The following is a 25,391-nucleotide window of genomic DNA, read 5'->3' on the forward strand; positions in this document are numbered from 1 at the left end:
CGTGGGGCCTCTTCCCGGTGGGTCAGTGTGCGGCGGCGGTGACGTGGGCGCGGGTGACGCGCTTGCGGAAGATCCAGTAGGTCCACGCCTGGTAGGCCAGGACGAGCGGCACGAAGACCAGCGCCACCCAGCTCATCACCGTGAGCGTGTAGGTCCCACTGCTGGCGTTGACGACCGTCAAGCTGTTCGCCGGGTCGTTCGACGCGGGCATGACGTCCGGGAACACCGCCGTGAACATCGCGAGCACCACCGCGGCGATCGTGACGGCCATCAGCGCGAACGCCCGGCCCTCGCGACCCCAGGCGGCGCAGAGCACCGCGAGCACCAGGGCCAGGGCGGCGACCACGGAGAGCACCAGGCTCGCCGGGGTGGCACGGACGACCGCCATGCTGACCAGGAACGCCGCTGCGACGACGATGGTCACGATGCCGGCGCGGGTGGCCAGGCGTTTCGCCCGGGCACGGATGTCGCCCTCGGTCTTCAGGGCGATGAACACGACGCCGTGCGTGAAGAACACCAGCAGCGTCGCCAGCCCGGTCAGCACCGCGAACGGGTTGAGCAGGTCGAACACGGTGCCGGTGTAGTTGTGCCCGGCGTCCATCGGGATCCCCCGCACGACGTTGCCGAACGCGACGCCCCACAGGAACGACGGCAGGGCGCTGCCCACGATGATCATCAGGTCGAACCTGCGCTTCCACGCGAGTTGCTTGTCCTGGTGCCGGTACTCGAAGGACACCCCGCGGACGATGAGTGCCGCCAGGATCAGCAGGAGCAGCAGGTAGAAGCCGGAGAACATCGTGGCGTACCACTCCGGGAACGCCGCGAACAGGCAGGCGCCGGCGACGATCACCCAGGTCTCGTTGAGGTCCCAGACCGGGCCGATCGTGTTGATCATGACGCGGCGGTCGGTGTCGTCGCGGCCCAGGAACGGCAGCGCCATCCCGACACCGAAGTCGAAGCCGTCCAGCACGAAGTACCCGACGAAGAACAGTCCGACGATCGCGAACCACAGAACGGGCAGGTCCATCTCAGTACACCGTCACTTCGTGCTTGACCTCGCCGGTGGTCTCGTCGACCTCGGCCGGCGCCGCGGGACCCTCTTGTGCGACCTTCTTGATGAGCCGGAACTCGACGACCGCCAGGCTGCCGTAGATGAGCGTGAACACGACGAGCGAGATCAGGACCTCGAGCCCCGTGACGTTCGGCGACACCCCGTCTGCGGTCTTCAGCAGCCCGAACACCAGCCACGGCTGCCGGCCCATCTCGGTGAAGATCCAGCCGACGATCATCGCGGCCATCGGCAGCGGCACCGCCCACGTCGCGATCCGCCACACCCAGCGCTGCGTCGGGAACCGGCCCTTGCGGGTCAGCCACAGGCCGGCGAGGGACACCATCACGGCGCCGACGCCCAGCGCGATCATCCAGCGGAACGACCAGTAGGTGACCCAGATGACCGGCTTGTAGTCGCCGGGGCCGTAGACCTGGCTGTACTCGGCCTGCAGGTTGTTGATCCCCTCGACCGTGCCCGTGAACGTGTGCGTCGACAGGAACGACAGCAGGTAGGGCACCCGGATCGAGAACAGCTCGTGCACGCCGTCGGGTGTGCCGAGCGTGAAGATCGAGAACGAGGCGTCCTTGCCGGTCGCCGTGTTGTACAGCGCCTCGGCCGAGGCCATCTTCATCGGCTGCGTGTCGACCATCGTGAGGCCGAGCTGGTCCCCGGTCAGCACCGTGAGCGCACCGGCCGCGACCATCGTCCACAGGCCGAACTTCAGCGCCGGCAGCATCGTCTCCAGGTGCTGGTTGCGCGCCAGGTGGTACGCCGCGACCGCGATGATCACGCCGGCCGCGACCATGAAGCAGGCGAACAGGGTGTGCGGGAAGGCCGCCAGTGCGACCTTGTTCGTCAGGACGGCCCAGATGTCGGTCAGCTCGGCGCGGCCCTTCGCCTGGTTGATGACGTACCCGACCGGGTGCTGCATGAAGGCGTTGGCGGCGATGATGAAGTACGCCGACATGATCGTCCCCGCGCTGACGCACCACATGCTCGCCAGGTGCAGGCCCTTCGGCAGGCGGTCCCAGCCGAAGATCCAGATGCCGATGAACGCGGCCTCGAAGAAGAACGCCAGGATGCCCTCGAGCGCCAGCGGAGCGCCGAAGACGTCCCCGACGAAGCGGGAGTAGTTCGACCAGTTCATGCCGAACTGGAACTCCTGCACGATGCCCGTGACGGTGCCCATCGCGAAGTTGATGAGGAAGATCCGGCCGAAGAACCGGGTGAGCTGCAGGTAGTGCGCCCGGCCCGTGCGGTACCACGCGGTCTGGAAGACCGCGACGACCACCGCCATCCCGATGGTGAGCGGGACGAACAGGAAGTGGTAGATCGTCGTCAGGCCGAACTGCCAGCGCGACAGGATCAGGGGATCGAGGATGTCGTTCATGCGGCTGGACCGGTCGGGCACGCCGCGCGCAGGTGCTGCACGTCAGTTGCTTCCTGTAGGAGGGCACTTGTTGCCGTCACACCGTCGGGACACCTCCACGTTACCCATCGGACACGTCGTTCGACAAGTTGTAGAAGACTGCGGTGCACGAACGTGCACAGCCACTGCACGGCACAACCGTGCGGAACTGGTGTGCCTGTGATGCGCTCCTGATGTACCTCCGCGAACGACGACAGGTGCCGGGCTGCTGCCCGACACCTGTCGTTGTACTACCGGATCGTGCTGACTACAGCAGACCCTTCTCGGTCAGGAAGTCCTTGGCGATGGTGGACGCCTTCTCCTTGTCCGAGGTGCTCTTCGTGTTGAGCTCGATGAGCGCATCGGTCGTCAGGACCTTGCTCACCTTGTCGATGTCGGCAGCGGCCTTGTCGCTGACCTTGCTCGAGACGACCGGCGTGACGTTCTGCGGCAGGATCAGGTTCTTCGGGTCCTTGAGGGACACGAAGTCGTTCGCCTTGATGCTCGGGTCGGCGCTGTAGATGTCGGCGAGCTGCACCGTGCCGTCCTTGAGCGCCTTGACCGTCAGCGCCCCGCCCGAGTCCTCGATCGCCTTGAAGTCGACGTCGACGCCGTACTCGGACTGCAGCCCCTTCGGGCCGTACGGCCGGGTCTGGAACTCGGAGTTCGCGCCGACGGTGAGCTTGTCGCTGACCTTGGACAGGTCGGACAGGCTGGTGACGCCGTTCTTCTCGGAGAAGTCCTTGGTCACGGTGTAGCTGTCCTGGTCGGTCGCCTCGGCGGCGTCGAGGGCGCGCAGGCCCTTCGGCAGCGCCTTCTCGAGGCCAGCTGAGATCTCCGACGCGGTCTTCGCGGTCGAGTTCTTGTCGTAGTACTGCAGCAGGTTGCCGCTGTACTCCGGCATGACGTCGATCGCGCCCTTCTGCAGCTGCGGGAGGTAGACCTCGCGCTGGCCGATGTTGAAGTTGCGCTTGACGCTGAAGCCGTCCTTCTCGAGGACCTGGGAGTACAGCTCGGCGATGATCTCGTTCGAGTAGTACTGCTGCGAGCCGACGACGATGGTCTTCGAGTCGGACGAGGCGCTGGAGCCGCTGTCGAGCGGGCTGCTGGACGAGCAGCCGGCAAGCGCAGCTGCGACGCCCACGGCCAGCGCTGCGGCGATGCCGGCGCGGATCTTGGGTGCTGTGATCACGAGGGGGTTCCTTCCGGGATGGGATTGCGGGCTCGCTCGCGCGATCCCTTGCGTCCCCCCGCGGTCCGGCCGGAGACGCCCGCGGGCACCACCGCCCGCTGCAACAGGGAGAAGACGATCTCGAACGCGATCGCGAGTGCGATCACGAGGATGGAGGCGCCGAGCATCTCGGCGTAGTCCTGGGTCTTGAGCCCGAGGAACACGTAGCCGCCCAGGCCACCGGCGCCGACGTACGCGGCGAGCGTGGCCGTTGCGACGACCTGCAGCACGGCGGCGCGGATGCCGCCGATCAGCAGCGGCAGCCCGAGTGGGACCTCGACCTTGGTCAGGATCTGCCACCCGGTCATGCCCTGGGCACGGGCGGCGTCGACGGTGACCGGCTCGACGGACTCGATGCCGGAGTAGGCCCCCGCGAGCACCGACGGGATCGCCAGGATCACCAGCGCCAGCAGCGGTGCCTGCAGGCTGACGCCGAGCACCAGGCCGAACAGGGTCAGCACGCCCAGCGTCGGCAGGGCGCGGATGCCGCCGGACAGGGCGATGGCCACGCCACGGGCACGACCGGTGTGCCCGATGAGCCAGCCGAGCGGCACGGCGATGACCGACGCGATGAGGACGGCGAGCAGCGAGATCCAGATGTGCTCCCAGAGCCGGGTCGGGATCGCGTTGTAGCCGGAGTAGTTGGTCGGGTCGAACACCCAGGCGAAGGCCTGTCCGATGATCACGAGGTCACCTCGGCCGCCTGCAGCACACGACGCGCCTGCCGCTTGGTGACGGTGGTCTTCCGGGTCCACGGCATCACGAGCCGGCCGAGCAGCACGAGCAGCCCGTCGATCGCGAACGCCAGCACCAGGACCATCACGATGCCGGACACGATCTCCTCGGTGATGCCACGACCGATGCCGTCCGTGAACAGGGACCCGAGGCTCTGGATGCCGAGCACCGCGCCGACCGTGGTCAGCGAGATCGTCGACACCGCCACGACGCGCAGGCCGGCGAGCAGCACCGGGCCGGCGAGCGGCAGGTCGACGCGGAAGAACCGCTGCGCTCCGGAGTAGCCCATCGCCGTCGCCGCGGACACCGTGGGCGCATCGACGGACTCGAGCCCGTCGACCGTGGACCGGACCATCAGCGCGAGGCCGTAGAGCGTCAGACCGATGACCACGTTGACCGGGTCCTGCAGACCGGTGCCGAGGATGCTCGGCAACGCGATGAACAGCGGCAGCGACGGGATCGCGTAGAGCAGCCCGGCGACGGTGACGATGCCACCGCCGACGCTGCGCGTGACCGGACGGCCACCTGCCCGGCGCAGCCGGACGACCAACCAGCCGATCGGGATCGACAGCAGGAAGCTGATGACGATCGGCGGGATCGCGATCGTCAGGTGTGCGACGACGTCGTCCCAGATCGTGTCGGTGTTGGCGAGCACCCAGTTCACCGGGCGCTCCCACCCTGCGCCGGAGCACCCGTTGCGTCGGAGGACGCAGCGGCCTTGTTCGTGGCGGACGGTTCACCCTGCACGGCGGCAGCAGCGTCGACCACCGGAGCGGGGCCGGTGAGGACGCCGGCCGCGCGACCGTCGCCGTCGACGACGATCGGACCGGTGGGGGTCTGCTCGATGCGCAGCGCACGGCGACCGCGACCGGCACCGATGAAGTTGGCGACGAAGTCGTCGGCGGGCTCGGAGAGGATCTGTGCCGGGGTGCCGAGCTGGGCGATCTCGCCGCCCTTCTTCAGGATGACGACCTGGTCGCCGAGCTTGAAGGCCTCGTCGATGTCGTGCGTGACGAACACCACGGTCTTGCCGAGCTCACGCTGCAGCCGGATCAGCTCGTCCTGCAGGTCGTTGCGGACCAGCGGGTCGACCGCACCGAACGGCTCGTCCATCAGCAGGATGTTCGGGTCGACCGCCAGCCCGCGGGCGACCCCGACGCGCTGCTGCTGTCCGCCCGACAGCTGCGACGGGTACCGGTCCGCGAACGCCCGGTCGAGTCCGACCGTGTCCATCAGCTCGAGTGCGCGCGACCGCGCCTCGGCCTTGGCGACGCCGGTCAGCAGCGGCACGGTGGCGATGTTGTCGACGACCTTGCGGTGCGGCAGCAGGCCGGAGCTCTGCATGACGTAGCCGATGCTGCGGCGGAGCTTGACGGGGTCGACGTCGGCGACGTCCTTGCCGTCGATGGACACGGAACCCGACGAGGGGTCGACCATCCGGTTGATCATGCGGAGCAACGTCGTCTTGCCACAGCCGCTGGACCCGACGAAGACCGTCGTGGTTCGGGAGGGGATGACGAGGTCGAACCGCTCGACGGCGTTGGTGCCGTCCGGGTACGTCTTGCGCACGGAGCGGAATTCGATCATGGGGTGGGTGCCCTTCTGGTGGGAGGTAGCCCGACTCCGAGTGAGAGTACCCGTCAGGACCGACACCGGTTGCACCGCGTGTCGAATCGTGACGTGTCGCGGACAGCCCGGCTCCGCCGGAGGACGCTCAGGAGGCTGCGACGACCTTCTCGAGGTAGCCGCGGCTCATGACGCGGTACGCCTCGATCAGCGCGGTGTCCGGGTGTTCACGGTCGCGGTGCGCACGAGCGAGCAACGCGTGCGAGGACTCGGCCAGGACCACCCAGGCGCGGGTGACGTCCTCGTTGTCCGGCATGCCGAAGCGTTCGTGCAGGATCCCGCCCACGGCGGCACCGAGCGCCGCCATCCGGTCGTCGTCGGCGCCGACACCGGCGTCCGCCGGGTCGCCGAACCGGATCGCCCGGAAGCCGGGCTCAGTCCGGTACATCTCGCTCGTCATGTCGATGAGCGCGTCGCAGGCTTCCTGCCAGGTCGTGGCCGCGCTGGCCTCGAGGGCCTGCACGAACCGGGCAGCCAGACGCTGCGTGGAGCGGATCGCCAGGGCTTCGACCACGGCGATGCGGTCCGGGAAGTACCGGTAGACCGTGCCGATGGACGCCCCCGCCCGCTCGGCGACCATGGCCGTGGTGAGCCGTTCGAACCCGATCTCGTCGATCACCGCAGCAGCGGCGTCGAGGAGTCCGGCGAGGCGCGCCGAACTGCGGGCCTGGACCGGCTCGTTCCTGAGCAGTGATGATCCCCCCGGCAGTGCGTTCGAAACCTCGGTGACGAGCACGTGAACTCCTTCTCGCGGCGACCGCGGGCTGATTGTGTGACGGGGCAACTCTCGCAGAGCCCGCCTGGAACATCGCTGCGATTCACAGGGTGTCGGAACCGGATCGTGGACCGATCCACGCTGGTCGGGACCGGATCGCCCGACGATCGACGGGTGTCGGGGCGGATCGTGGACATCCGGACGCCCCCGCATGGGATGATGGGCCGATGCCCGACCCGACGTCCCACGAACCGTCGTTGGCCGAGCCCATCCTGCACCGAGCCGCCCGGATCGAGGACGCCGTGCAGGAGTTCCGTGAACAACGCGCTCGGCGTCGCGGCCAGGTACCGACGGTGATCCCCTACACGGGCTACGGCGCACCGGGGTGGATCCGCGTGCTGTGCCGCGTCCTGCTCACCCGTCGTGGGCTGGCGTCCGACGTGTCGTACGAGGGCGTCCGCGGGTGGAAGTCCTTCACGAGCGTGGCCGTCGACCACGCCGAGGTGACCGTCACCGCCGGCGGGTCGTCGCACACCGTGCAGTCCGACCGGGGCGGGGTCGTCGACGCCATCGTGCCGATCGACCTCGAGCCGGGGTGGCACACCATCCGCCTGACCGCCGGTGGCCAGCGCGACGTCGAAGCGGACGTGTTCGTCGTCCACCCCGACACCCGCTTCGGCCTGCTGTCCGACATCGACGACACGGTGATGGTCACGGCGCTCCCCCGCCCGTTGCTGGCCGCGTGGAACTCCTTCGTCGTCACCGAGCACGCGCGCCGACCGGTGCCGGGGATGTCCGTGCTGTACGAGCGGGTCCTCGCGCAACACCCCGGCGCACCGACGGTCTACCTGTCGACCGGGGCCTGGAACGTCGCACCGACGCTGCAGCGCTTCCTGACGCGCAACATGTACCCGTCCGGCACGCTGCTGCTCACCGACTGGGGGCCCACGCACGACCGGTTCTTCCGGAGCGGGCAGATGCACAAGCGCGAGAACCTGCGACGTCTGGCGCGGGACTTCCCCGACGTCCAGTGGCTGCTCGTCGGCGACGACGGGCAGCACGACGAGTCGCTGTACGGCGAGTTCGCCCGTGAGCACCCCGACAACGTCGCCGGGGTCGCGATCCGTCAGCTCTCCACGAGCGAGGCCGTCCTGGCCGGTGGCCGGTCCCGCGCGCAGGAGCGTTCCCGCGACTCGAGCGCCCCGTGGGTCTTCGCCCCGGACGGTGCCGGCCTGTGGAAGGAACTCGGACGCATCGGGCTCGCCGACCTCGGCGACCAGCCAGAAGTCTGAGCCCACCCTCAGTCGATCACTCCGGCAACCGGTGGACCATCGGCGGTCGGTGGTTCGATCAGGGGCATGGCCCAGCGAATCGAAGACCACGCGATCATCGGCGACTGCTACTCGGCGGCGCTCGTCGACCGCGCCGGCACCATCGACTGGGCGTGCCTGCCCCGCTTCGACAGCCCCTCGACGTTCGCGGCGCTGCTCGGCGACGAGCACGACGGACACTGGACCCTCCGACCGACGGACCCGGACGCCACCGCCCACCGGCACTACGCGAAGGACTCGCTGGTGCTGCGCACGGTGTGGACGACCGCCACCGGAGTCGTCGAGGTCACCGAGTTCATGCCGATCGGGGCACACCGGGCCAGCATCGTGCGCCGGGTCCGTGGGCTGCGCGGCTCCGTCGACCTGCGCCAGGTCCTGCGCATCCGGTTCGACTACGCGCGGGCGCTGCCGTGGGTGCGCCAGATCGGCGACGACGACGGGCCGGCCCTGCTGGCGACCGCCGGACCGGACTCGGTCCTGGTCCGTGGCTGCCGCTTCCACGCCGACGACCACCGGCACGTCGCCGACGCGACCGTGCACGACGGCGACGTCCTGGACACGGTGCTCACCTGGTACCCCTCGCACCGCGAACCCCCCGAGCCGCTCGACGTCGACCAGGCGCTCGCCCGGACGACCGACTGGTGGCACACGTGGGCCGGCAAGACCCAGGTCGACGGCCCCTACGCCGACGCCACCCGGCAGTCGCTGCTGTTCCTCCGGGCGATGACCCACGCCGAGACCGGTGGCGTGGTGGCCGCCGTGACCACGAGTCTGCCCGAGGACCCGGGCGGCGAGCGGAACTGGGACTACCGGTACGTGTGGCTCCGGGACGCCTCGCTCGCCCTGGCCTCGCTCATCGCCCACGGTTACCAGGACGAGGCCAAGCACTGGCGAGGCTGGCTGCTCCGCGCGATCGCCGGCGACCCGGCCGACGTGCAGATCATGTACGGGATCGCCGGCGAGCGGGAGCTGCCCGAGCGCGAGCTCGACGAACTGTCCGGGTACGCCGGTTCCCGGCCGGTGCGCATCGGCAACGGCGCCTTCACGCAGTACCAGGGCGACGTGTTCGGCGAGGTCCTGGCGGCGCTGCACGACGCCCGCGAACTCGGGCTCGAGGAGAACGCGGACTCGTGGGCGCTGCAGCGGGCCCTGCTCGGGTACGTCGAGCAACACTGGAAGGAACCCGACAACGGCATCTGGGAGATGCGCGGACCCCGCCGGAGCTTCACACACTCGCGCGCGATGATCTGGGCCGCCTTCGACCGCGGCGTCGCTGCGGTCGAGGAGTTCGGGCTCGAGGGACCGGTCGCCCGCTGGCGGCAGCTCCGCGACGCCGTCCGTGCCGAGATCGACGAGCACGGGTGGAACGCTGACCGCGGGGCCTTCCGGCAGCACTACGACACCGACGAGGTCGACGCCAGCCTGCTCGTGCTCCCCCAGATCGGCTTCTGCAAACCGGACGACCCGCGGATGCTCGGCACGGTCGCCGCGATCGAGCAGGACCTGCGCGTCGGCGACGACGGGCTCGTGCTGCGCTACCGCACCTCGTCCGGCTTCGACGGCCTGACCGGCAGCGAGCACCCGTTCCTGGCGTGCTCGTTCTGGCTCGTCGAGCAGTACGCGGCGTCGGGGCGGGTCGACGACGCCGAGCGCCTGATGGACGTCCTGGTCGGCTACGCCAACGACGTCGGCATGCTGTCCGAGGAGATCGACGTCGCCACCGGCCACCACATCGGCAACACCCCGCAGGCACTGTCGCACCTGACGCTGGTGTCGGCGTCCGACGCGATCAACCGTGCACGCGGCACGGCGGCCGGCCACCGCACGCGCGTGTCCCAGCACGACGGCTCGACCCGGTCCGCAACGGGCGAGGGCGAGCGCGCCGGCACCCCGGCCTGAGGCCGGACCGCGCACGGCGGGTCGAGCCGCGCGTTGGTGGTCGGATCTTCCAGCCACCAACGCACGTTCCGGAGACAGACGGGAGGCCCGGTGCCAGCTGGCACCGGGCCTCCCGTTCGTCAGGTGGTCAGTCCGTCAGGACGACGACTCCCAGTCCGCCGGACCGCGCGAACCGGCGCGGTACTCCTCGAGCGGGACCTCGTCGGCCTTCCAGGCCGCGACGACCGGCTCGACGATCTCCCAGCAGCGCTCCGCGACGTCGCCGCGGATCGACAGCAGCGGGTCGTCGTGGAAGATGCCGTTGAGGACCTCGCCGTAGGGGGTCAGCTCGCCGTCGCTGAACGACGACGACAGGGTGACCTGCCCCATCTCGAACGGGTTGCCGCCGCCGTTCGCCGACACGGTCAGCTCGATCTCGTCCGGGTTCAGGACGATGCGCAGTGTGTCCGCCTTCGGCCGACCGCTCAGGCCCGAGGGCAGGCGCGTGACGGGCTTGAAGGTGATCAGGACCTCTTTCCGGCTGGCGCCGAGGGCCTTGCCGGAACGCAGGGTGAAGGGCACGCCCTTCCACCGCGCGGTGTCGACCTCGACCGAGATCTCGGCGAGCGTCTCGGTCTCGCGCGACTTGTCGACGCCGTCCTCGTCCTGGTAGGACGGCAGTTCCTTGCCGTCGATCGTGCCCGCCGTGTAGACGGCCCGGCGGGAGGCGACCTTGGGGTCGTTCCCCTTGAGCTGCGTCGAACGGAGCGCGCGGGCCAGGGACGAGCGGAACTCGACGGCGTCGATGTCAGCCGGAGCGTCCATCGTCACGATGCCCAGGATCTGCAGCAGGTGCGACTGGATCATGTCGACCATCGCACCGGCCTCGTCGTAGTACTGCGCGCGGTTCTCGAGGCCCAGGGTCTCGTCGTAGAAGATGTCGACCTTCTCGATGTTCTCCGCGTTCCAGATGGGCTCGAACAGGCGGTTCGCGAAGCGCAGACCGATGATGTTGAGCACCGTGGTGCGGCCGAGGAAGTGGTCGGTGCGGTGGACACGCTCTTCGGGGACGATCTTCAGGACGGTCTCGTTGAGCGCCTTCGCACTGGCGACGTCGGTGCCGAAGGGCTTCTCGAACGCCAGGGTCGTGCCCTCGGGGAGCTCCACCTCTCGCAGCGCCTCGCAGATGTCGGACGCGATCTGCGGCGGCAGCGCGAAGTACAGGATCGGCTCGTTGTCGGCCGCGTCGAGCAACGCCTTCAGGTGCTTCGGGTCCGTCGGGTCGCCCTGGATGAACGAGGTCGACTCGAGGGTCGCGTCGACCTCGGGTCCCTTGACGTCCTGCGACGCGAAGGACTTCGTGACGATGTCCTTCCACTGCTCGGGGGATCGCTCGCTGCGGCCCGTCCCGATCAGCTGCACGGGCACGGCTCGACCACTCTGCAGGAACGTGCCGAGGCCCGGCAGGAGCAGGCGGGAGGCGAGGTCGCCCGTCGCGCCGAAGATGATGAGGGTGCGCTTGTCGGTCACCTGAGGTGACTCCTTTCGCGAGGTTGTGGGGGTCCGTGTGGCTCAAGCCGCACGTGGACCGGTTGATTCCCCCTCGGGGGAAGTGCTCCGGACGCAGTTCGGGCGGCACCGAGGTGGTGCCGCCCGAAGCGCGTCAGATGCGGATCAGTGTCCGAAGTTGCCGCGGTAGTACTCGAAGACCCAGCCGACCAGGGTGATCGCCACGAAGGCGAGCCCGAAGGGCACGATCCACAGGCCGGCTGCGACACCGAGGAAGGTGATCGCGGTGGCACCGGCGAGCAGGATCGGCCACCAGGACCAGGGGCTGAAGTGCCCGAGTTCGGCGTCGCCGTCCTCGATGTTGGCGTCCTGACGGTCTTCCGGCAGGTCGCCGCCCTGGGCGGAGAGCACCCGGCCGAGGTAGAACGCGATGAACGCGGACATCAGACCGACGAGCCCGATGCCGACGGTGCCCACTGGCTCCCAGCGACCGTAGTTGATGTAGAACCAGATCGTGTACGCGGCATCCGCGACGACGAAGAACCCGAAGAGGATCCAGAACAGGTTGACGTTGGCGCGCATCGCCTTACTTCACCTCGCCCTTCGCGGCGTCGTAGGTCGGGGCATCAGGGGCGTCCTTCGCCGGGCCCACACCGATCGGCACACCGGCCTCGGGGTGGTTCAGGTCGAACGCCGGGGACTCCGAGCGGATGCGCGGGATCGACGTGAAGTTGTGCCGCGGCGGCGGGCAGGACGTGGCCCACTCGAGCGAGCGGCCGTAGCCCCACGGGTCGTTGACGGCCACCTTGGGAGCGTTCCGTGCGGTGACGTAGACGTTGAAGATGAAGGGCAGGAACGAGATGCCCAGGATCATCGCGCCGATGGTCGACAGCTGGTTCATCCACGTGAACCCGTCGTTCGGCAGGTAGGTCGCGTAGCGACGCGGCATGCCGATGACACCCAGCCAGTGCTGGATCAGGAACGTGGTGTGGAAGCCGATGAACAGCAGCCAGAAGTGGATCTTGCCGAGACGCTCGTTGAGCATCCGCCCGGTCCACTTCGGCCACCAGAAGTAGAACCCGGAGAACATCGCGAACACGACGGTGCCGAACACCACGTAGTGGAAGTGCGCCACGACGAAGTACGAGTCGGACACGTGGAAGTCGAGCGGCGGCGACGCCAGGATGACACCCGTCAGACCACCGAACGTGAAGGTGATCAGGAAGCCGATCGCCCAGAGGATCGGGGTCTCGAACGTCACCGAACCGCGCCACATGGTGCCGACCCAGTTGAAGATCTTCACGCCGGTCGGGACCGCGATGAGCATCGTCATGAGCGAGAACCACGGCAGCAGCACCGAACCGGTGACGTACATGTGGTGCGCCCACACCGTGACCGACAGGGCCGCGATGGAGATGGTCGCGTAGACCAGCGTCTTGTACCCGAAGATCGGCTTGCGGCTGAACACCGGGAAGACCTCGGAGACGATGCCGAAGAACGGCAGCGCGATGATGTAGACCTCTGGGTGGCCGAAGAACCAGAAGAGGTGCTGCCAGAGCAGGGCCCCGCCGTTGGCCGGGTTGAAGATCTGGGCGTCGAACACGCGGTCGAGTCCCAGGCCGAACAGCGCAGCAGCCAGCACCGGGAAGGCCATCAGCACGAGCAGCGACGTCACGAGGGTGTTCCACGTGAAGATCGACATGCGGAACATGGTCATGCCGGGGGCACGCATCGTGATGATCGTCGTGATGAAGTTCACCGCGCCGAGGATCGTCGAGAAGCCCGTCAGGCCGAGCCCGAACACCCACAACGTGCCGCCGAGCCCTGGTGTGAACGTCGTGTCACTCAGTGGCGCGTAGGCGAACCACCCGAACGACGCCGCGCCCTGCGGGGTGAGGAAGCCACCGACGGCGACGAGCGCGCCGAAGAAGTAGAGCCAGAACGCGAAGCCGTTGAGGCGCGGGAACGCCACGTCGGGCGCACCGATCTGCAGCGGCATGATCGCGTTCGCGAAGCCCGAGAACAGCGGCGTCGCGAAGAGCAGCAGCATGATCGTGCCGTGCATCGTGAACAGCTGGTTGTACTGCTCCTTCGTGGCGACGACCTGCAGGCCGGGCTCGAAGAGCTGCGCGCGGATCACGAGTGCCATGACGCCCGCGAGCAGGAAGTACAGGAACGACGTGATCAGGTACATGTACCCGATGGTCTTGTGGTCCGTGGAGGTGATCCACCGGACGATGATGTTGCCCTTCCGACCGACCTTGGACGCCTGGAAGTCCGGCGTCGCGGTCGCTGTCGGTTGGCCGACGAATGACGTGGTCATCTGGCGAGCCCCTACTTGTCGTCCGACGCCGTGACGGGCGCCTTGTTGTCAGGCTGGTTCGTGTTGGTGTTGTACTCGTTGCCGAGCAGTCCGACCTTGCCCTGGTCCTTGAGCGTGTCGAGGTAGTCCTGGTACTTGGCGGGCGACACGACCTTCACCTGGAAGAGCATCAGGGAGTGGTACTCGCCGCAGAGCTCGGCGCACTTGCCCTGGTACGTGCCTTCCTTCTGGGGGATGAAGTACTCGTAGTTCGTCTTGCCGGGGAGCATGTCCTTCTTGTAGAGGAAGTCGATGACCCAGAAGGAGTGGTCCACGTCGCGCGAGTCGAGCTCGATCTTGACCTTCTTGCCGACCGGCAGGTAGAGCGTCGGCAGCTGCGACTCGTCGATCGAGCCGTTGCCGTTCTCTTCTTCCTGGGCCTGGATGCCCTGGTAGTAGACGCTCTTCGAGGGGTCGTTCTGGTCGATGTAGTTGAAGTCCCACGCCCAGCGCTTGCCGTACACGTGCACCGTGGTGTCGGGCTGCGCGAACGGCTTCTCGATGGCGGCTTGGTCCTTGGCAGTGAAGGCGAAGAAGCCGAGCACCAGGATCAGCGGCACGATCGTGTAGAAGATCTCGAGCGGCATGTTGTAGCGCATCTGCACGGGCAGGCCGGTCTGGCCCTTCCGGCGGCGGTACACGATCGCTGCCCAGATGATCAGGCCCCAGACGATGAGACCGACGGCCAGCAGGACGATCCAGCTGGTGGTCCACAGGCCGACGACGCGGCTGGTGTGGTTGGTGACGTCCTTCGTCTCCTCGGTGCCCGGGAGCCATCCGTTGAGCTGCTGCTGCGAGCAGCCCGCCAGTGCGATGACCAGACCGACGGCCACCGGGACGGCCGCCCAACGTATACGGCGATTCGAACGCACTGTTACCTCTCGGAAGAACTGAAGCCGTGGGCTCAGCCCGTCGGAGACCGACGGCGGATCACCGAGGCGATCCATGGCTGGCTCCCAGCTTGGTTGGGACACTCCTAGCTTACTCGCAGCTGGTGACACTCAGTGCACACGCGACACGCCTGGGGGCCGGTTCCGCGCGGTCGCAGCACGCGTTTTCCCTGGTCACCGCGGGCTCGATGCGGTCACCGGATGTTCCCGACGCAGAACGCGGACGGGGAGCGACCATGTCGGTCACTCCCCGTCCGCGCGTGTGCCGGAAGTCGGTCCGGATCAGTGGAAGCTGTCACCGCAGGCGCAGCTGCCCTGGGCGTTCGGGTTGTCGATCGTGAAGCCCTGCTTCTGGATCGTGTCCTCGAAGTCGATCGTGGCACCGTCGAGGTACGGCACGCTCATCTTGTCGACGACGACCTCGACCCCGTCGAACTCGGCGGTGGTGTCACCGTCGAGCAGGCGCTCGTCGAAGTAGAGCTGGTAGATCAGGCCCGAGCAGCCACCGGGCTGGACGGCCAGGCGCAGACGCAGGTCGTCGCGGCCTTCCTGCTCGAGGAGGCTGGCGACCTTGCCCGCGGCGGCGTCACTGAGCTGCACGGCGTGCGTCGCGCTCGTGGTGGTGTCCGTCGCGATCGCGTTCGTCGCGGTGGCTTCGCTCGTGATGGTGTCGCTCATCGCGCGTCTCCCTCCGGGCGGTGCAGATCACCGCCGTCGTCTCGATTGTAAGCACCGCCCCCGACGGTCCGCACCATCCGGCGGCTGCCTGTGGAGAACCGGGACCGCACCACGGGCGGACAGGAGGCTCGGGGCGGGGTCGCGCCGGGCCTCCTGTCCGGTGGTCGGGCCGTCAGGCGCGCGTCGCCAACCGGGCCAACAGGATCGTCTCGCTGGCGATCGCGCGGTGCAGCACCCCGAGGTGCTGCGACTCGTTCGGGCTGTGCGCCCGCGTGTCGGGGTCCTCGACGCCGGTGACCAGGATCTGCGCGTCCGGGAACTCGGCCGCCAGGTCGGACACGAACGGGATCGAACCACCGATGCCCTGCTCGACCGGGGCGGCACCCCAGCCCTCGGCCATGGCGGTCCGCGCCTCACGCACCGCCCAGCCGCTCGTGTCGACCAGGAACCCGTCGCCGGCGTCCGGCTCGCTGATCTCGACGCGCGCTCCGAACGGCGTGTGCGCGCGGATGTGGCGTTCGACGGCGGCCGCGGCCTCGCGTGCCGACTGTCCAGGAGCCACCCGCACCGACACCCGGGCGGCGACGGTGGGCAGCAGCGTGTTCGAGGCGTTCGCGACGCTCGGCACGTCCATGCCCGTCACCGTGATCGACGGCTGGAACCAAATGCGGGACAGCACGTCACCGGTGCCGACCGGGCGGACACCCTCGACCAGCGCGGCGTCCTTCGCGAGTTCGTCCTCGGACCGCTCGGGCACGGGCGCGTCGTACGCCGTCAGCCCCTCGACCGCGACCGAGCCCTGGTCGTCGTGCAACGAGGCGAGCAGGCGCACCATCGGCAGCATCGCGTCCGGCGCCGCTCCCCCGAACATGCCGCTGTGGCTGGCGTGCTCGAGTGTCGTCAGGGTCAGCTTGAACGTCACGTTGCCGCGGAGCGAGACGGTGATCGCCGGGACCTCGGTGGACCAGTTGTCGCTGTCCGCCACGACGATGACGTCGGCCGCCAGGTGCGCCTTCTGCTCGCGCAGGAAGGTGCGGAACGACCGGGAGCCGAACTCCTCTTCCCCCTCGACGAACAGGACGACGCCCAGGTCGAGGTCGTCGCCGAAGCGGGCGTGCAGTGCGCGGAGCGAGGCGATGTGCGTCATCACGCCGGCCTTGTCGTCCGAGGCACCGCGGCCGTACAGGCGGTCGCCGCGGAGCGTGGGCTCGAACGGCGGCGTCTCCCACAGGGCGTCGTCGCCCTGCGGCTGCACGTCGTGGTGGGCGTAGAGCATCACCGTCGGTCGGCCGTTCCGCGCCGGTCGGACGGCCAGGATCGCGGGCTGTCCGAGTTCGACGCCCTGGTGCTCGATGCCGGTCGCGTCGGATGCACCTGACGGGGTCTCGCCCTCGACCGCGCTCCGGACGATGCGGACCTCGTCGAACACGCCCGTGCCGCGCGCGAGTTCCGCGACGGCCTCGGCGTTCCGGCGCACGTGCGCGGGATCGAACGCGGACCACGACACCGACGGGATCCGCACCAGGGCGGACAGGTCCGCGATCGTCCGGGGCAGGTCGCCGTGCACCTGTTCGCGGAGGGCGTCGAGGAGCTCGGGGTCGGTCGCGGGTGCGGACTGTTGGGTGTCGGTCATGCCCGGTAATCTAGAGGACGACAAGCACCGGGGCTCCCCTCGGCGCACCGCTCACCGACAGCAGGAATCACCGTGGCCAAGGCAGCACCCAAGACCAACACGACAGCAGAGCCCTCGGAAGAGGAACTGCTCGAAGCGGGCAAGGGCCGTCCGACGCCGTCCCGTCGCGAGCGTGAAGCCGCCAACCGCCGTCCGCTGGTGGGCAACACCCCGGTGGACAAGAAGGCCGCCCGTGCTCGACTGAACTCCGAGCGCGAGAAGGCCCGCGTCGGCATGGCCAACGGCGAAGAGCGCTACCTTCCCGCCAAGGACCGCGGCGAGCAGCGCCGGTTCGTCCGCGACACCATCGACTCCCGCTGGAACGTGGGCGAGGTCATGATGCCCGTGCTGGTCGTGTTCCTGATCGTCGGGTTCGTGGCGGCGCAGACGGCGGCAGCCTCGTACGCACTCCTGCTCGTCTGGGCCTTCGTGGCGCTGTTCCTGCTGGACTGCGTGATCCTGTGGGCCATCCTGCGCAAGAAGCTCACCGCGAAGTTCGGCTCCATGCAGAAGGGCACGTTCCTCTACATCCTGACGCGGGCGTGGCAGCTGCGCTTCCTGCGCCTGCCGAAGCCGCAGGTCAAGCGCGGGCAGCACCCCGCGCTCTGAGTCGCGTTCCGGAAGCGCCGTCGGCCTGGCCGGCGGCGCTTCGTCGTGCGTGGGGCCCGGGGTCGGTGCGGGGGGCCTCCGTCCGTCGAGTGGTCACGACACCCCGGCGGCGTTCCGCCGAGCGGTCACGATTCGTCGCGCCCGACGCCTGCAACCGACGATTCGTGACCCCTCGGCGGACGTGAGCGGGGTGTCGTGACCCATCGTGGCGGGCGTGGCGAGCGGGCGGGACGCCCCCCCACACCGGACAGGAGGCTCGTGGCGGCACCGCCCCGCGCCTCCAGTCCCGCGGCTGGTCACAACACCCCGGCGGCTCTCCGTCGAGCGGTCACGATTCGTCGCACCCGACGCCCGCGACCGACGAATCGTGACCCCTCGGCGGACGTGAGCGGGGTGTCGTGACCACTCGGGCAAGCGGGCGTGCGGCCCGGCGGGCACGCACCTGCGGGTGCAGCACGCGCCTCAGCGCGCAGCGCGCCGCAACCGCCGCCGGCGCAGCCGGTTGATCCGCGTCGCCCAGGTCGGCCCCTCGTACAGGAACGCGGTGTAGCCCTGCACCAGGGTGGCTCCGGCATCGAGCCGCGCCTGCACGTCGGCCTCGGAGGTCACTCCCCCGACGGCGATGACGCAGAAGTCGTCCGGCACGGCAGCCCGCACGCGCCGCAGCACGTCGAGCGACCGCGCGGCGATCGGCGCCCCGGACAGCCCGCCGGCACCCATGGCGTCGACGGACGCGGCCGAGGCGGTCAGCCCGGACCGGTCGATCGTGGTGTTGTTCGCGATCACGCCGGCGAGTCCGAGCTCGACCGCCAGACCGGCGATCGCCGCGATCTGCTCGTCGGTCAGGTCCGGCGCGATCTTCACGAGCACGGGCACCCGACCGGCAGCGTCCTTGACGCCGGACAGCAGCGGGCGGAGCTGGTCGAGTTCCTGCAGACCACGCAGGCCGGGCGTGTTCGGGGAGCTGACGTTCACCGCGAGGTAGTCCGCGAACGGTGCGAGCAACCGGGTCGACTCGAGGTAGTCGTCGAGGGCGTCCGCGACGTCGACGACACGGCTCTTGCCGATGTTCACGCCGATGACGGGGCGCCCCGGGTGCCGGCGGGCACGTTCGAGCCGGCGTGCGGCAGCGGCCGCACCACGGTTGTTGAAGCCCATCCGGTTGATCAGCGCGCGGTCGCCGATGAGCCGGAACAGCCGCGGCTTCTCGTTGCCCGGCTGCGGCTTCGCGGTGATCGTGCCGACCTCGACGTGCCCGAAGCCGAGCAGCCCGAGGCCGACGATGCCGCGGGCGTCCTTGTCGAAGCCCGCTGCCAGCCCGAAGCGCGAGGGGAAGTGGATGCCCATCGTCGTGACGCCGTCGGCGGCCGCCGGGCGGGAGTACCGCTCGACCGTGCCGGCCAGGAACGGCACGTGCGGCAACCACCGGATGACGGCGAAGGCGATGTGGTGCGCGCGTTCCGGGTCCATGTTCGCGAACACGGACCGGAACACGACCCGGTAGCCGTTGCGGACGAGTCGTTCCCCGACCCCGCTCACGCGTCGGCCCCGGCCGCCGAGCGACCGCCGGCAGCGCCGTGGTGGTCGACGCGCAGCTGGCCGATCGCGGACTCGAAGTCCTCGAGCGAGTCGAACGCCTGGTAGACGCTGGCGTAGCGCAGGTAGGCGACCTCGTCGAGCTCACGGAGGGGATCGAGGATCGCCAGGCCGATGTCGTTCGCGTCGATCTGGCTGGCGCCGGACGAGCGCACGATCTCCTCGACGCGCTGCGCCAGCACGGCCAGATCCGAGTCGGTGACCGGACGCCCCTGGCAGGCCTTGCGGACACCGGAGATGATCTTCTCGCGCGAGAACGGCTCGAGCACACCGTTGCGCTTGACGACGTTCAACGAAGCGGTCTCGGTCGTCGAGAACCGCCGACCGCAGTTCGGGCACTGACGTCGGCGTCGGATCGACGTGCCGTCGTCGCTGGTTCGGGAGTCGACGACGCGGGAGTCGGGGTGGCGGCAGAAGGGGCAGAACATGGCAACCCCAGGCTATCGGTTCACGCGCTCCGTCACGGCGGCGGCGTGCGCGGGCAGCTGCTCCTCGGTCGCCAGGGCGACGATGTGCGGGGCGACCTGTCCGAGGGCGGCCGCGGTGTACCGGACGACCTGCTGCGGGCGCAGGAACGTCGACGCCGACAGCCCGGACCCGAAGCGCGCCTGGCCGCCCGTCGGCAGCACGTGGTTCGACCCGGCCAGGTAGTCCCCCAGGCTGACCGGGGTGCTCGGACCGACGAACACGGCCCCGGCCGCGTCGATGTCGGCGAGCACGGCGTCGTCGTCCGCGGTCTGGATCTCGAGGTGCTCCGGCCCGTAGGCGTTGCTGACAGTGGCGGCGTCGGCGAGCGAGTCCACCAGCACGACGGCAGACTGCGGTCCGTCGAGTGCGGTCTGGAGGCGCGCAGCCGTCCCCAGCACGGCTGTCCGTTCGGGGATGGCGGCTTCGACCGCATCGGCGAACGCCGCCGACGTGGTCACCAGGACGCTGCCGGCCTGCTCGTCGTGCTCGGCCTGGCTGACGAGGTCGGCGGCGACGAAGCCCGGGTCGGCGGTGTCGTCCGCGATCACCAGGATCTCGGTGGCCCCGGCCTCGGAGTCGATGCCCACGACGCCACGCACCAGGCGCTTGGCCGCGGCGACGTAGTTGTTGCCCGGACCGGTGACCAGGTCGACCGGTTCGAGGCCGATCTCGGTCACGCCGTACGCCAGCGCGCCGACCGCGCCGGCACCGCCCATCGCGTAGACCTCGTCGACACCGAGCAGCCCGGCCGCGGCCAGGATCGTCGGGTGCACCGCGCCGCCGTGGTGGCGCTGCGGCGGGGACACCAGGGCGATCGAACGGACGCCGGCGACCTGCGCGGCGACGACGTTCATGACGACGCTGGACGGGTAGACGGCCTTGCCGCCGGGAACGTACAGCCCGACGCGGCGCATCGGCTGCCAGCGCTGGTGGACCTCGGCACCGTCGGCGAGGGTGGTCACGGACGGGGCGGGGACCTGGGCCGCGCTGGCGGCACGGACACGGCGGATGGCCTCGTCGAGGGCGCTGCGGAGTTCGGCGCTCAGGCCGGCGACCGCGGCGGCGATGTCGGCAGCGGGGACGCGGACGTGCGCGGGCGCGCCGCCGTCGAACCGGTCGGCCTGCTCGCGGAGCGCCGTGGCACCACGCTCGCGGACGTCGTCGACCAGTGCCCGTGCCGCGTCGACGGCTGCCCCGATGTCGCCCGCAGCACGCGGCATGAGACGGAGGAGTTCGGCGCGGGCGGGCAGGCCGCCACGGAGGTCGATTCGCTGCATCATGAGACGACCAGCGTACCGGCGGCACCCTGCACGAGCGCGTCGACGACCGGCCGGTGGTGGTCGGCCTGGCCGTGGTCCCACGCCCCCAGCTCGTGCAGCGTGACGATGCGGAAGGCCAGTGCGCGGACGAGCAGCTGCGACCACTCCGGCACGCCGGTCCCGAGCGCCCGGAGCCGGTCGAGCGGCACGCCGTGCCAGCACACCGCGTCCACGGCGGCGATCGCAGCACCGAGCCCGGCGGGTCGCCAGTACGGTGCCCAGTCGAACACGGCCGGCGGCTGCCCGTCGGCGAACAGCACGTTGCCGAGCAGGTCGCCGTGGATCAGCTGCGACGGTGACGTCACCGGGCGGAACGCCGCGGCGAGCCGGTCGAGCGTCGGGTCCGCCGGCAGTGACCCGTCCCACACCAGGCGGTCGGCCGTCGCCCAGGGGCCGTCGAGCCGGTCGAGGAACGCCGGACGCGGCAGCCCCGCCACCGACCGGTGGAACGCCGCCCCCGCAGCGATGACGTCGCCCACCCGGGTCGGGTCGGTCGTGCCGTCGAGCCACTCCCAGGCCTCGTACCCACCGGCGAGCCAGCCACCGCCCGTCGTGGGCACCGGGCGTGGCGTCCGGAACGCGGCCGTGTGCGGAAGGCGCGCCAGCGTGTCGGACCGCCACCGGGCCTCCGTCGCGTCACCGTGCGGCCGGACCACGACGTCGCCCGCGCGCCACGTCTGCCCCTGGCCACCCAGCAGCCGCTCGAGCGGCGCCCCGGCCACGCCGAACGCGCACAGCACCGCGTCCGACGGACGCGGTGCCGTGAGCTCGGTCATCGCCTAGACCAGGCAGCGCGGCCCGAGCAGGCTCTTCAGCTCGCCGAACAGGTCGGGCGTCAGGTTGACCGGGAACGGCAGCTCGAACGTGCGGGCGACGTCGTCCTTGAGCAGCCGGAGCCGGACCTCGGTGTCGCCCGTGTGCCGGCCGAGCACCGCGGCGAGCTCGGTGACCGTCGTGGTGGTCGCCTGGCGCTCGGGCAGGGTGAGCGTGAGCGGGCCGGAACCCATCACGTCGCCCAGGTTCGGCTGGAACATGCTCACCGCGTGCAGGGCCTTGCCGTCGTCGCGGACGTTGACGCGACCGCGCAGCACGACGATCGAGTCCGCCACCAGCGACGGCCCGAACTCCTGGTACGTCTTGCCCAGGAACATCACGCCGATCTCGCCGCCGAAGTCCTCGATCTGGACGATGCCGTACGGGTTGCCGCTCGTCTTCGCCACGCGGTGCTGCACGCTCGTCAGCAGTCCGGCCACCGTGACGGTCTCGCCCTCGACCGAGTCGTCCGCGCCGAGCAGGTCGGCGATGGTGATCGACTGGTGCTTCGCGAGCTCGATCTCGAGCCCGGCCAGCGGGTGGTCGGAGACGTACAGCCCGAGCATGTCGCGCTCGAACGCGAGCTTGTCGCGCTTGGACCACTCGGGCCGTTCGGGCACCTGCGACACCGCGGCCATGGCGGGTTGCTCTTCGGCGACCTCGGCGAACAGCGAGTCGAAGTCGAACCCGACGTTGCCGTGGACCTCGTCGCGCTTGACCTTGACGGCGGCTTCGACCGCACCCTCGTGGATCTCGACCAGCGCGCGGCGGCTGTCCCCGAACTCGTCGAACGCACCGGCCTTGATGAGCGACTCGACGGTCCGCTTGTTGGCGGACGAGATCGGGATCTTCCGCAGGAAGTCGTGGAACGACTCGAACGTCCCCTTCTCGGTGCGGGCCTTGACGATGTCGTCGACGACGTTGAAGCCGACGTTGCGGATCGCGCCCATGCCGAAGCGGATGTCGTTGCCGACGGCCGCGAAGAAGCCGATCGACTCGTTGACGTCCGGGGGCATCACCCGGATGCCCATGCGGCGGCACTCGTTCAGGTACAGCGCGAGCTTGTCACGGGCGTCGCCGACGCTGGTGAGCAGCGCGGCCATGTACTCGGCCGGGTAGTGCGCCTTGAGGTACGCCGTCCAGAACGACACCACACCGTACGCCGCCGAGTGCGCCTTGTTGAACGCGTAGTCGGAGAACGGCAGCAGGATGTCCCACAGCGTCTTGATCGCCGCGGCGGAGTAGCCGTTGTCGAGCATGCCCTTCTCGAAGCCGGCATACTGCTTGTCCAGCTCGGACTTCTTCTTCTTGCCCATCGCGCGGCGCAGGATGTCGGCCTGACCGAGCGAGAACCCGGCGACCTTCTGCGCGATGGCCATGACCTGCTCCTGGTAGATGATCAGGCCGTAGGTCGTGCCGATGATGTCCTTGAGTGGCTCTTCGAGCTCGGGGTGGATCGGCGTGATCGCCTGCTCGCCGTTCTTGCGGAGGGCGTAGTTGGTGTGCGAGTTCGCCCCCATGGGCCCCGGGCGATACAGGGCGATGAGCGCGGAGATGTCCTCGAAGTTGTCGGGCTTCATCAGGCGCAGCAGTCCGCGCATCGGGCCGCCGTCGAGCTGGAACACGCCGAGGGTGTCACCGCGCTGCAGCAGGGCGTACGCCTCGGGGTCCTCGAGCCCCATGGTCTCGAGGTCGAGGTCGGTCCCCCGGTTGCTCTTGATGTTGTCGAGCGCGTCACTGATGATCGTCAGGTTCCGCAGCCCCAGGAAGTCCATCTTGATGAGCCCGAGGGACTCGGACGCCGGGTAGTCGAACTGCGTGACGATCTGGCCGTCCTGCTCCCGCTTCATGATCGGGATGATGTCGATCAGCGGGTCGCTCGACATGATGACGCCGGCGGCGTGCACGCCCCACTGCCGCTTCAGGCCTTCAAGTCCCAGCGCCGTGTCGAACACCGTGCGGGCCTCGGGATCGGTCTCGACGACGGTGCGGACGTCGACGGCCTCCTTGTAGCGGGGGTGCTCCTTGTCGAAGATCCCGGTGAGCGGGATGTCCTTGCCCATCACGGGCGGCGGCATCGCCTTGGTGAGCTTCTCACCCATGCCGAACGGGAAGCCCAGCACGCGCGACGAGTCCTTGAGCGCCTGCTTGGCCTTGATGGTGCCGTACGTCACGATCTGCGCGACGCGTTCGGACCCGTACTTCTCGGTGACGTACTTGATGGCCTCGCCGCGGCGCCGGTCGTCGAAGTCGACGTCGAAGTCGGGCATCGAGACGCGGTCCGGGTTGAGGAACCGCTCGAAGATCAACCCGTGCCGGATCGGGTCGAGGTCGGTGATGCGCATCGCGTACGCCACCATCGAGCCCGCACCGGAACCACGGCCGGGACCGACGCGGATGCCGTTGTCCTTGGACCAGTTGATGAAGTCGGCGACCACCAGGAAGTAGCCGGGGAAGTTCATCTGGTTGATGATGCCGACCTCGTAGTCGGCGCGCGCCTGGACCTCGTCCGAGATGCCGCCGGGATAGCGGTACTGCAGCCCCTTCGCCACCTCTTTCTCGAACCAGCTGTGCTCGGTCTCGCCCTCGGGCACCGGGAACTTCGGCATGTAGTTCGCCGCGGTGTCGAACTCGACGTCGCAGCGCTCGGCGATGAGCAGCGTGTTGTCGCAGGCCTCGATGTTGTCGCGGAACAGGTGCCGCATCTGCTGCGGGGTCTTCAGGTAGAACTCGTCGGCGTCGAACTTGAACCGGTTGGGGTCGTTGAGCGTCGAGCCGGACTGCACGCACAGCAGTGCCGCGTGCGACTTGGCGTCGTGCGCGTGCGTGTAGTGCAGGTCGTTCGTGCCGACCAGCGGCAGGCCCAGGTCCTTCGCCAGCCGGATCAGGTCGCTCATGATCCGGCGCTCGATCTCGAGCCCGTGGTCCATGATCTCGGCGAAGTAGTTCTCCTTGCCGAAGATGTCGCGGAAGTCGGCCGCGGCCTTGATCGCCTCGTCGTACTGCCCCAGACGCAGGCGGGTCTGGACCTCGCCCGACGGGCAGCCCGTCGTCGCGATGATGCCCTCGTGGTGCTCGCTGAGGAGTTCGCGGTCCATGCGCGGCTTGAAGTAGTAGCCCTCGAGCGAGGCCTTCGACGACAGCCGGAACAGGTTGTGCATGCCCGTGGTGTTCTCGGCGAACATCGTCATGTGCGTGTACGAGCCCGCGCCCGACACGTCGTCGCCGCCGCCGTCGCCCCAGCGCACACGGGTCTTGTCGGAGCGGTGCGTGCCCGGGGTGATGTAGGCCTCGGTCCCGATGATCGGCTTGACGCCGCCGGCCTTGGCGGCCTTCCAGAACTCGAACGCGCCGAACATGTTGCCGTGGTCGGTCACGGCCACCGCCGGCATGCCCTGGGCAGCCGTCTCGGCGACCAGGTCGTTCAGTCGCGCGGCGCCGTCGAGCATCGAGTACTCGCTGTGCACGTGCAGGTGGACGAAGGAGTCGGAACTCGCCAC

At 69.2% G+C, this 25,391-nt stretch carries 21 protein-coding genes; 3 read left to right on the plus strand and 18 right to left on the minus strand.

The genetic code is table 11. The features are described 5' to 3' along the window. Window positions 1–22: 22 nt before the first annotated feature. The 7 genes from cydB to ACLBWP_RS03830 all read right to left on the minus strand — a co-directional run bounded on the left by cydB (window position 23) and on the right by ACLBWP_RS03830 (window position 6,787). Entirely contained in the window at window positions 23–1,027 is a 1,005-nt protein-coding gene (gene cydB / locus ACLBWP_RS03800) for a cytochrome d ubiquinol oxidase subunit II (protein WP_447654122.1), read from the minus strand. A gap of 1 nt (window position 1,028) precedes the next feature. Then, the gene (locus ACLBWP_RS03805) at window positions 1,029–2,441 is read right to left on the minus strand and encodes a cytochrome ubiquinol oxidase subunit I (protein WP_243560624.1); all 1,413 of its coding nucleotides are present in this window, start codon (window positions 2,439–2,441) and stop codon (window positions 1,029–1,031) included. 286 nt (window positions 2,442–2,727) lie between these two features. Then, window positions 2,728–3,651, minus strand: coding sequence for an ABC transporter substrate-binding protein (locus ACLBWP_RS03810; protein WP_447654123.1), 924 nt, complete (start codon window positions 3,649–3,651; stop codon window positions 2,728–2,730). Then, complete coding sequence (locus tag ACLBWP_RS03815) at window positions 3,648–4,376, minus strand: ABC transporter permease (RefSeq protein WP_447654124.1); 729 nt, start codon at window positions 4,374–4,376, stop codon at window positions 3,648–3,650. Before ACLBWP_RS03815 ends, ACLBWP_RS03810 begins: the two co-directional genes overlap by 4 nt. Continuing rightward, window positions 4,373–5,089: an ABC transporter permease gene (locus tag ACLBWP_RS03820; protein ID WP_447654125.1), complete on the minus strand. Its 717-nt coding sequence runs from the start codon at window positions 5,087–5,089 to the stop codon at window positions 4,373–4,375. Before ACLBWP_RS03820 ends, ACLBWP_RS03815 begins: the two co-directional genes overlap by 4 nt. Then, window positions 5,086–6,012, minus strand: coding sequence for an ABC transporter ATP-binding protein (locus tag ACLBWP_RS03825; protein WP_243560632.1), 927 nt, complete (start codon window positions 6,010–6,012; stop codon window positions 5,086–5,088). Before ACLBWP_RS03825 ends, ACLBWP_RS03820 begins: the two co-directional genes overlap by 4 nt. Window positions 6,013–6,139: 127 nt before the next feature. After that, window positions 6,140–6,787: a TetR/AcrR family transcriptional regulator gene (locus ACLBWP_RS03830; protein ID WP_447654126.1), complete on the minus strand. Its 648-nt coding sequence runs from the start codon at window positions 6,785–6,787 to the stop codon at window positions 6,140–6,142. A gap of 206 nt (window positions 6,788–6,993) precedes the next feature. Between ACLBWP_RS03830 and ACLBWP_RS03835 the strand changes: the two genes are divergently transcribed. Together ACLBWP_RS03835 and ACLBWP_RS03840 are read left to right on the plus strand one after the other, a co-directional pair. Further along, complete coding sequence (locus tag ACLBWP_RS03835; RefSeq protein WP_447654127.1) at window positions 6,994–8,058, plus strand: App1 family protein; 1,065 nt, start codon at window positions 6,994–6,996, stop codon at window positions 8,056–8,058. A 66-nt stretch (window positions 8,059–8,124) separates the two neighbouring features. Continuing rightward, complete coding sequence (locus tag ACLBWP_RS03840; RefSeq protein WP_447654128.1) at window positions 8,125–9,996, plus strand: glycoside hydrolase family 15 protein; 1,872 nt, start codon at window positions 8,125–8,127, stop codon at window positions 9,994–9,996. Between the two features lie 135 nt (window positions 9,997–10,131). On the opposite strand, the gene ACLBWP_RS03845 is transcribed toward ACLBWP_RS03840, so the two are convergent. From ACLBWP_RS03845 to ACLBWP_RS03870, 6 genes are all read right to left on the minus strand, one after another. After that, window positions 10,132–11,505 (minus strand): glucose-6-phosphate dehydrogenase, encoded by a 1,374-nt coding sequence (locus ACLBWP_RS03845; RefSeq protein ID WP_447654129.1) that lies wholly within the window; start codon window positions 11,503–11,505, stop codon window positions 10,132–10,134. A 144-nt stretch (window positions 11,506–11,649) separates the two neighbouring features. Then, entirely contained in the window at window positions 11,650–12,066 is a 417-nt protein-coding gene (locus ACLBWP_RS03850) for a cytochrome c oxidase subunit 4 (protein WP_447654130.1), read from the minus strand. Between the two features lie 4 nt (window positions 12,067–12,070). Next, window positions 12,071–13,807: an aa3-type cytochrome oxidase subunit I gene (gene ctaD, locus ACLBWP_RS03855; protein ID WP_243563698.1), complete on the minus strand. Its 1,737-nt coding sequence runs from the start codon at window positions 13,805–13,807 to the stop codon at window positions 12,071–12,073. Between the two features lie 11 nt (window positions 13,808–13,818). Continuing rightward, complete coding sequence (gene ctaC, locus ACLBWP_RS03860) at window positions 13,819–14,718, minus strand: aa3-type cytochrome oxidase subunit II (protein ID WP_243563699.1); 900 nt, start codon at window positions 14,716–14,718, stop codon at window positions 13,819–13,821. A gap of 300 nt (window positions 14,719–15,018) precedes the next feature. Next, a complete protein-coding gene (gene erpA / locus ACLBWP_RS03865; RefSeq protein ID WP_243563700.1) occupies window positions 15,019–15,414 on the minus strand; it encodes an iron-sulfur cluster insertion protein ErpA in 396 nt (131 codons plus the stop codon). A 172-nt stretch (window positions 15,415–15,586) separates the two neighbouring features. Beyond that, window positions 15,587–17,047 carry a M20/M25/M40 family metallo-hydrolase gene (locus ACLBWP_RS03870; RefSeq protein ID WP_447654131.1) on the minus strand — a complete coding sequence of 487 codons (1,461 nt, stop codon included), beginning with the start codon at window positions 17,045–17,047 and terminating at the stop codon, window positions 15,587–15,589. Between the two features lie 72 nt (window positions 17,048–17,119). On the opposite strand from ACLBWP_RS03870, the gene ACLBWP_RS03875 reads away from it, so the two are divergent. Further along, window positions 17,120–17,695, plus strand: coding sequence for a DUF3043 domain-containing protein (locus ACLBWP_RS03875; protein WP_447654132.1), 576 nt, complete (start codon window positions 17,120–17,122; stop codon window positions 17,693–17,695). 462 nt (window positions 17,696–18,157) lie between these two features. On the opposite strand, the gene ACLBWP_RS03880 is transcribed toward ACLBWP_RS03875, so the two are convergent. From ACLBWP_RS03880 to dnaE, 5 genes are read right to left on the minus strand one after another with little or no spacing between them, the layout of a single operon-like run. Continuing rightward, window positions 18,158–19,234 carry a quinone-dependent dihydroorotate dehydrogenase gene (locus ACLBWP_RS03880; protein ID WP_308221906.1) on the minus strand — a complete coding sequence of 359 codons (1,077 nt, stop codon included), beginning with the start codon at window positions 19,232–19,234 and terminating at the stop codon, window positions 18,158–18,160. Further along, a complete protein-coding gene (gene nrdR / locus ACLBWP_RS03885) occupies window positions 19,231–19,719 on the minus strand; it encodes a transcriptional regulator NrdR (RefSeq protein WP_243563703.1) in 489 nt (162 codons plus the stop codon). The genes ACLBWP_RS03880 and nrdR overlap by 4 nt, the downstream gene beginning before the upstream one ends. 12 nt (window positions 19,720–19,731) lie before the next feature. After that, window positions 19,732–21,039: a histidinol dehydrogenase gene (hisD, locus tag ACLBWP_RS03890; protein ID WP_447654133.1), complete on the minus strand. Its 1,308-nt coding sequence runs from the start codon at window positions 21,037–21,039 to the stop codon at window positions 19,732–19,734. After that, on the minus strand, window positions 21,036–21,854 hold the full coding sequence (locus ACLBWP_RS03895) for a hypothetical protein (RefSeq protein WP_447654134.1): 819 nt from the start codon (window positions 21,852–21,854) through the stop codon (window positions 21,036–21,038). Before ACLBWP_RS03895 ends, hisD begins: the two co-directional genes overlap by 4 nt. Window positions 21,855–21,857: 3 nt before the next feature. Further along, window positions 21,858–25,340, minus strand: a complete 3,483-nt coding sequence (gene dnaE / locus ACLBWP_RS03900; protein WP_243563841.1) for a DNA polymerase III subunit alpha — start codon at window positions 25,338–25,340, stop codon at window positions 21,858–21,860. Between the last annotated feature and the right edge of the window lie 51 nt (window positions 25,341–25,391).

It is taken from the genome of Microbacterium sp. M1A1_1b (genome assembly GCF_053345565.1).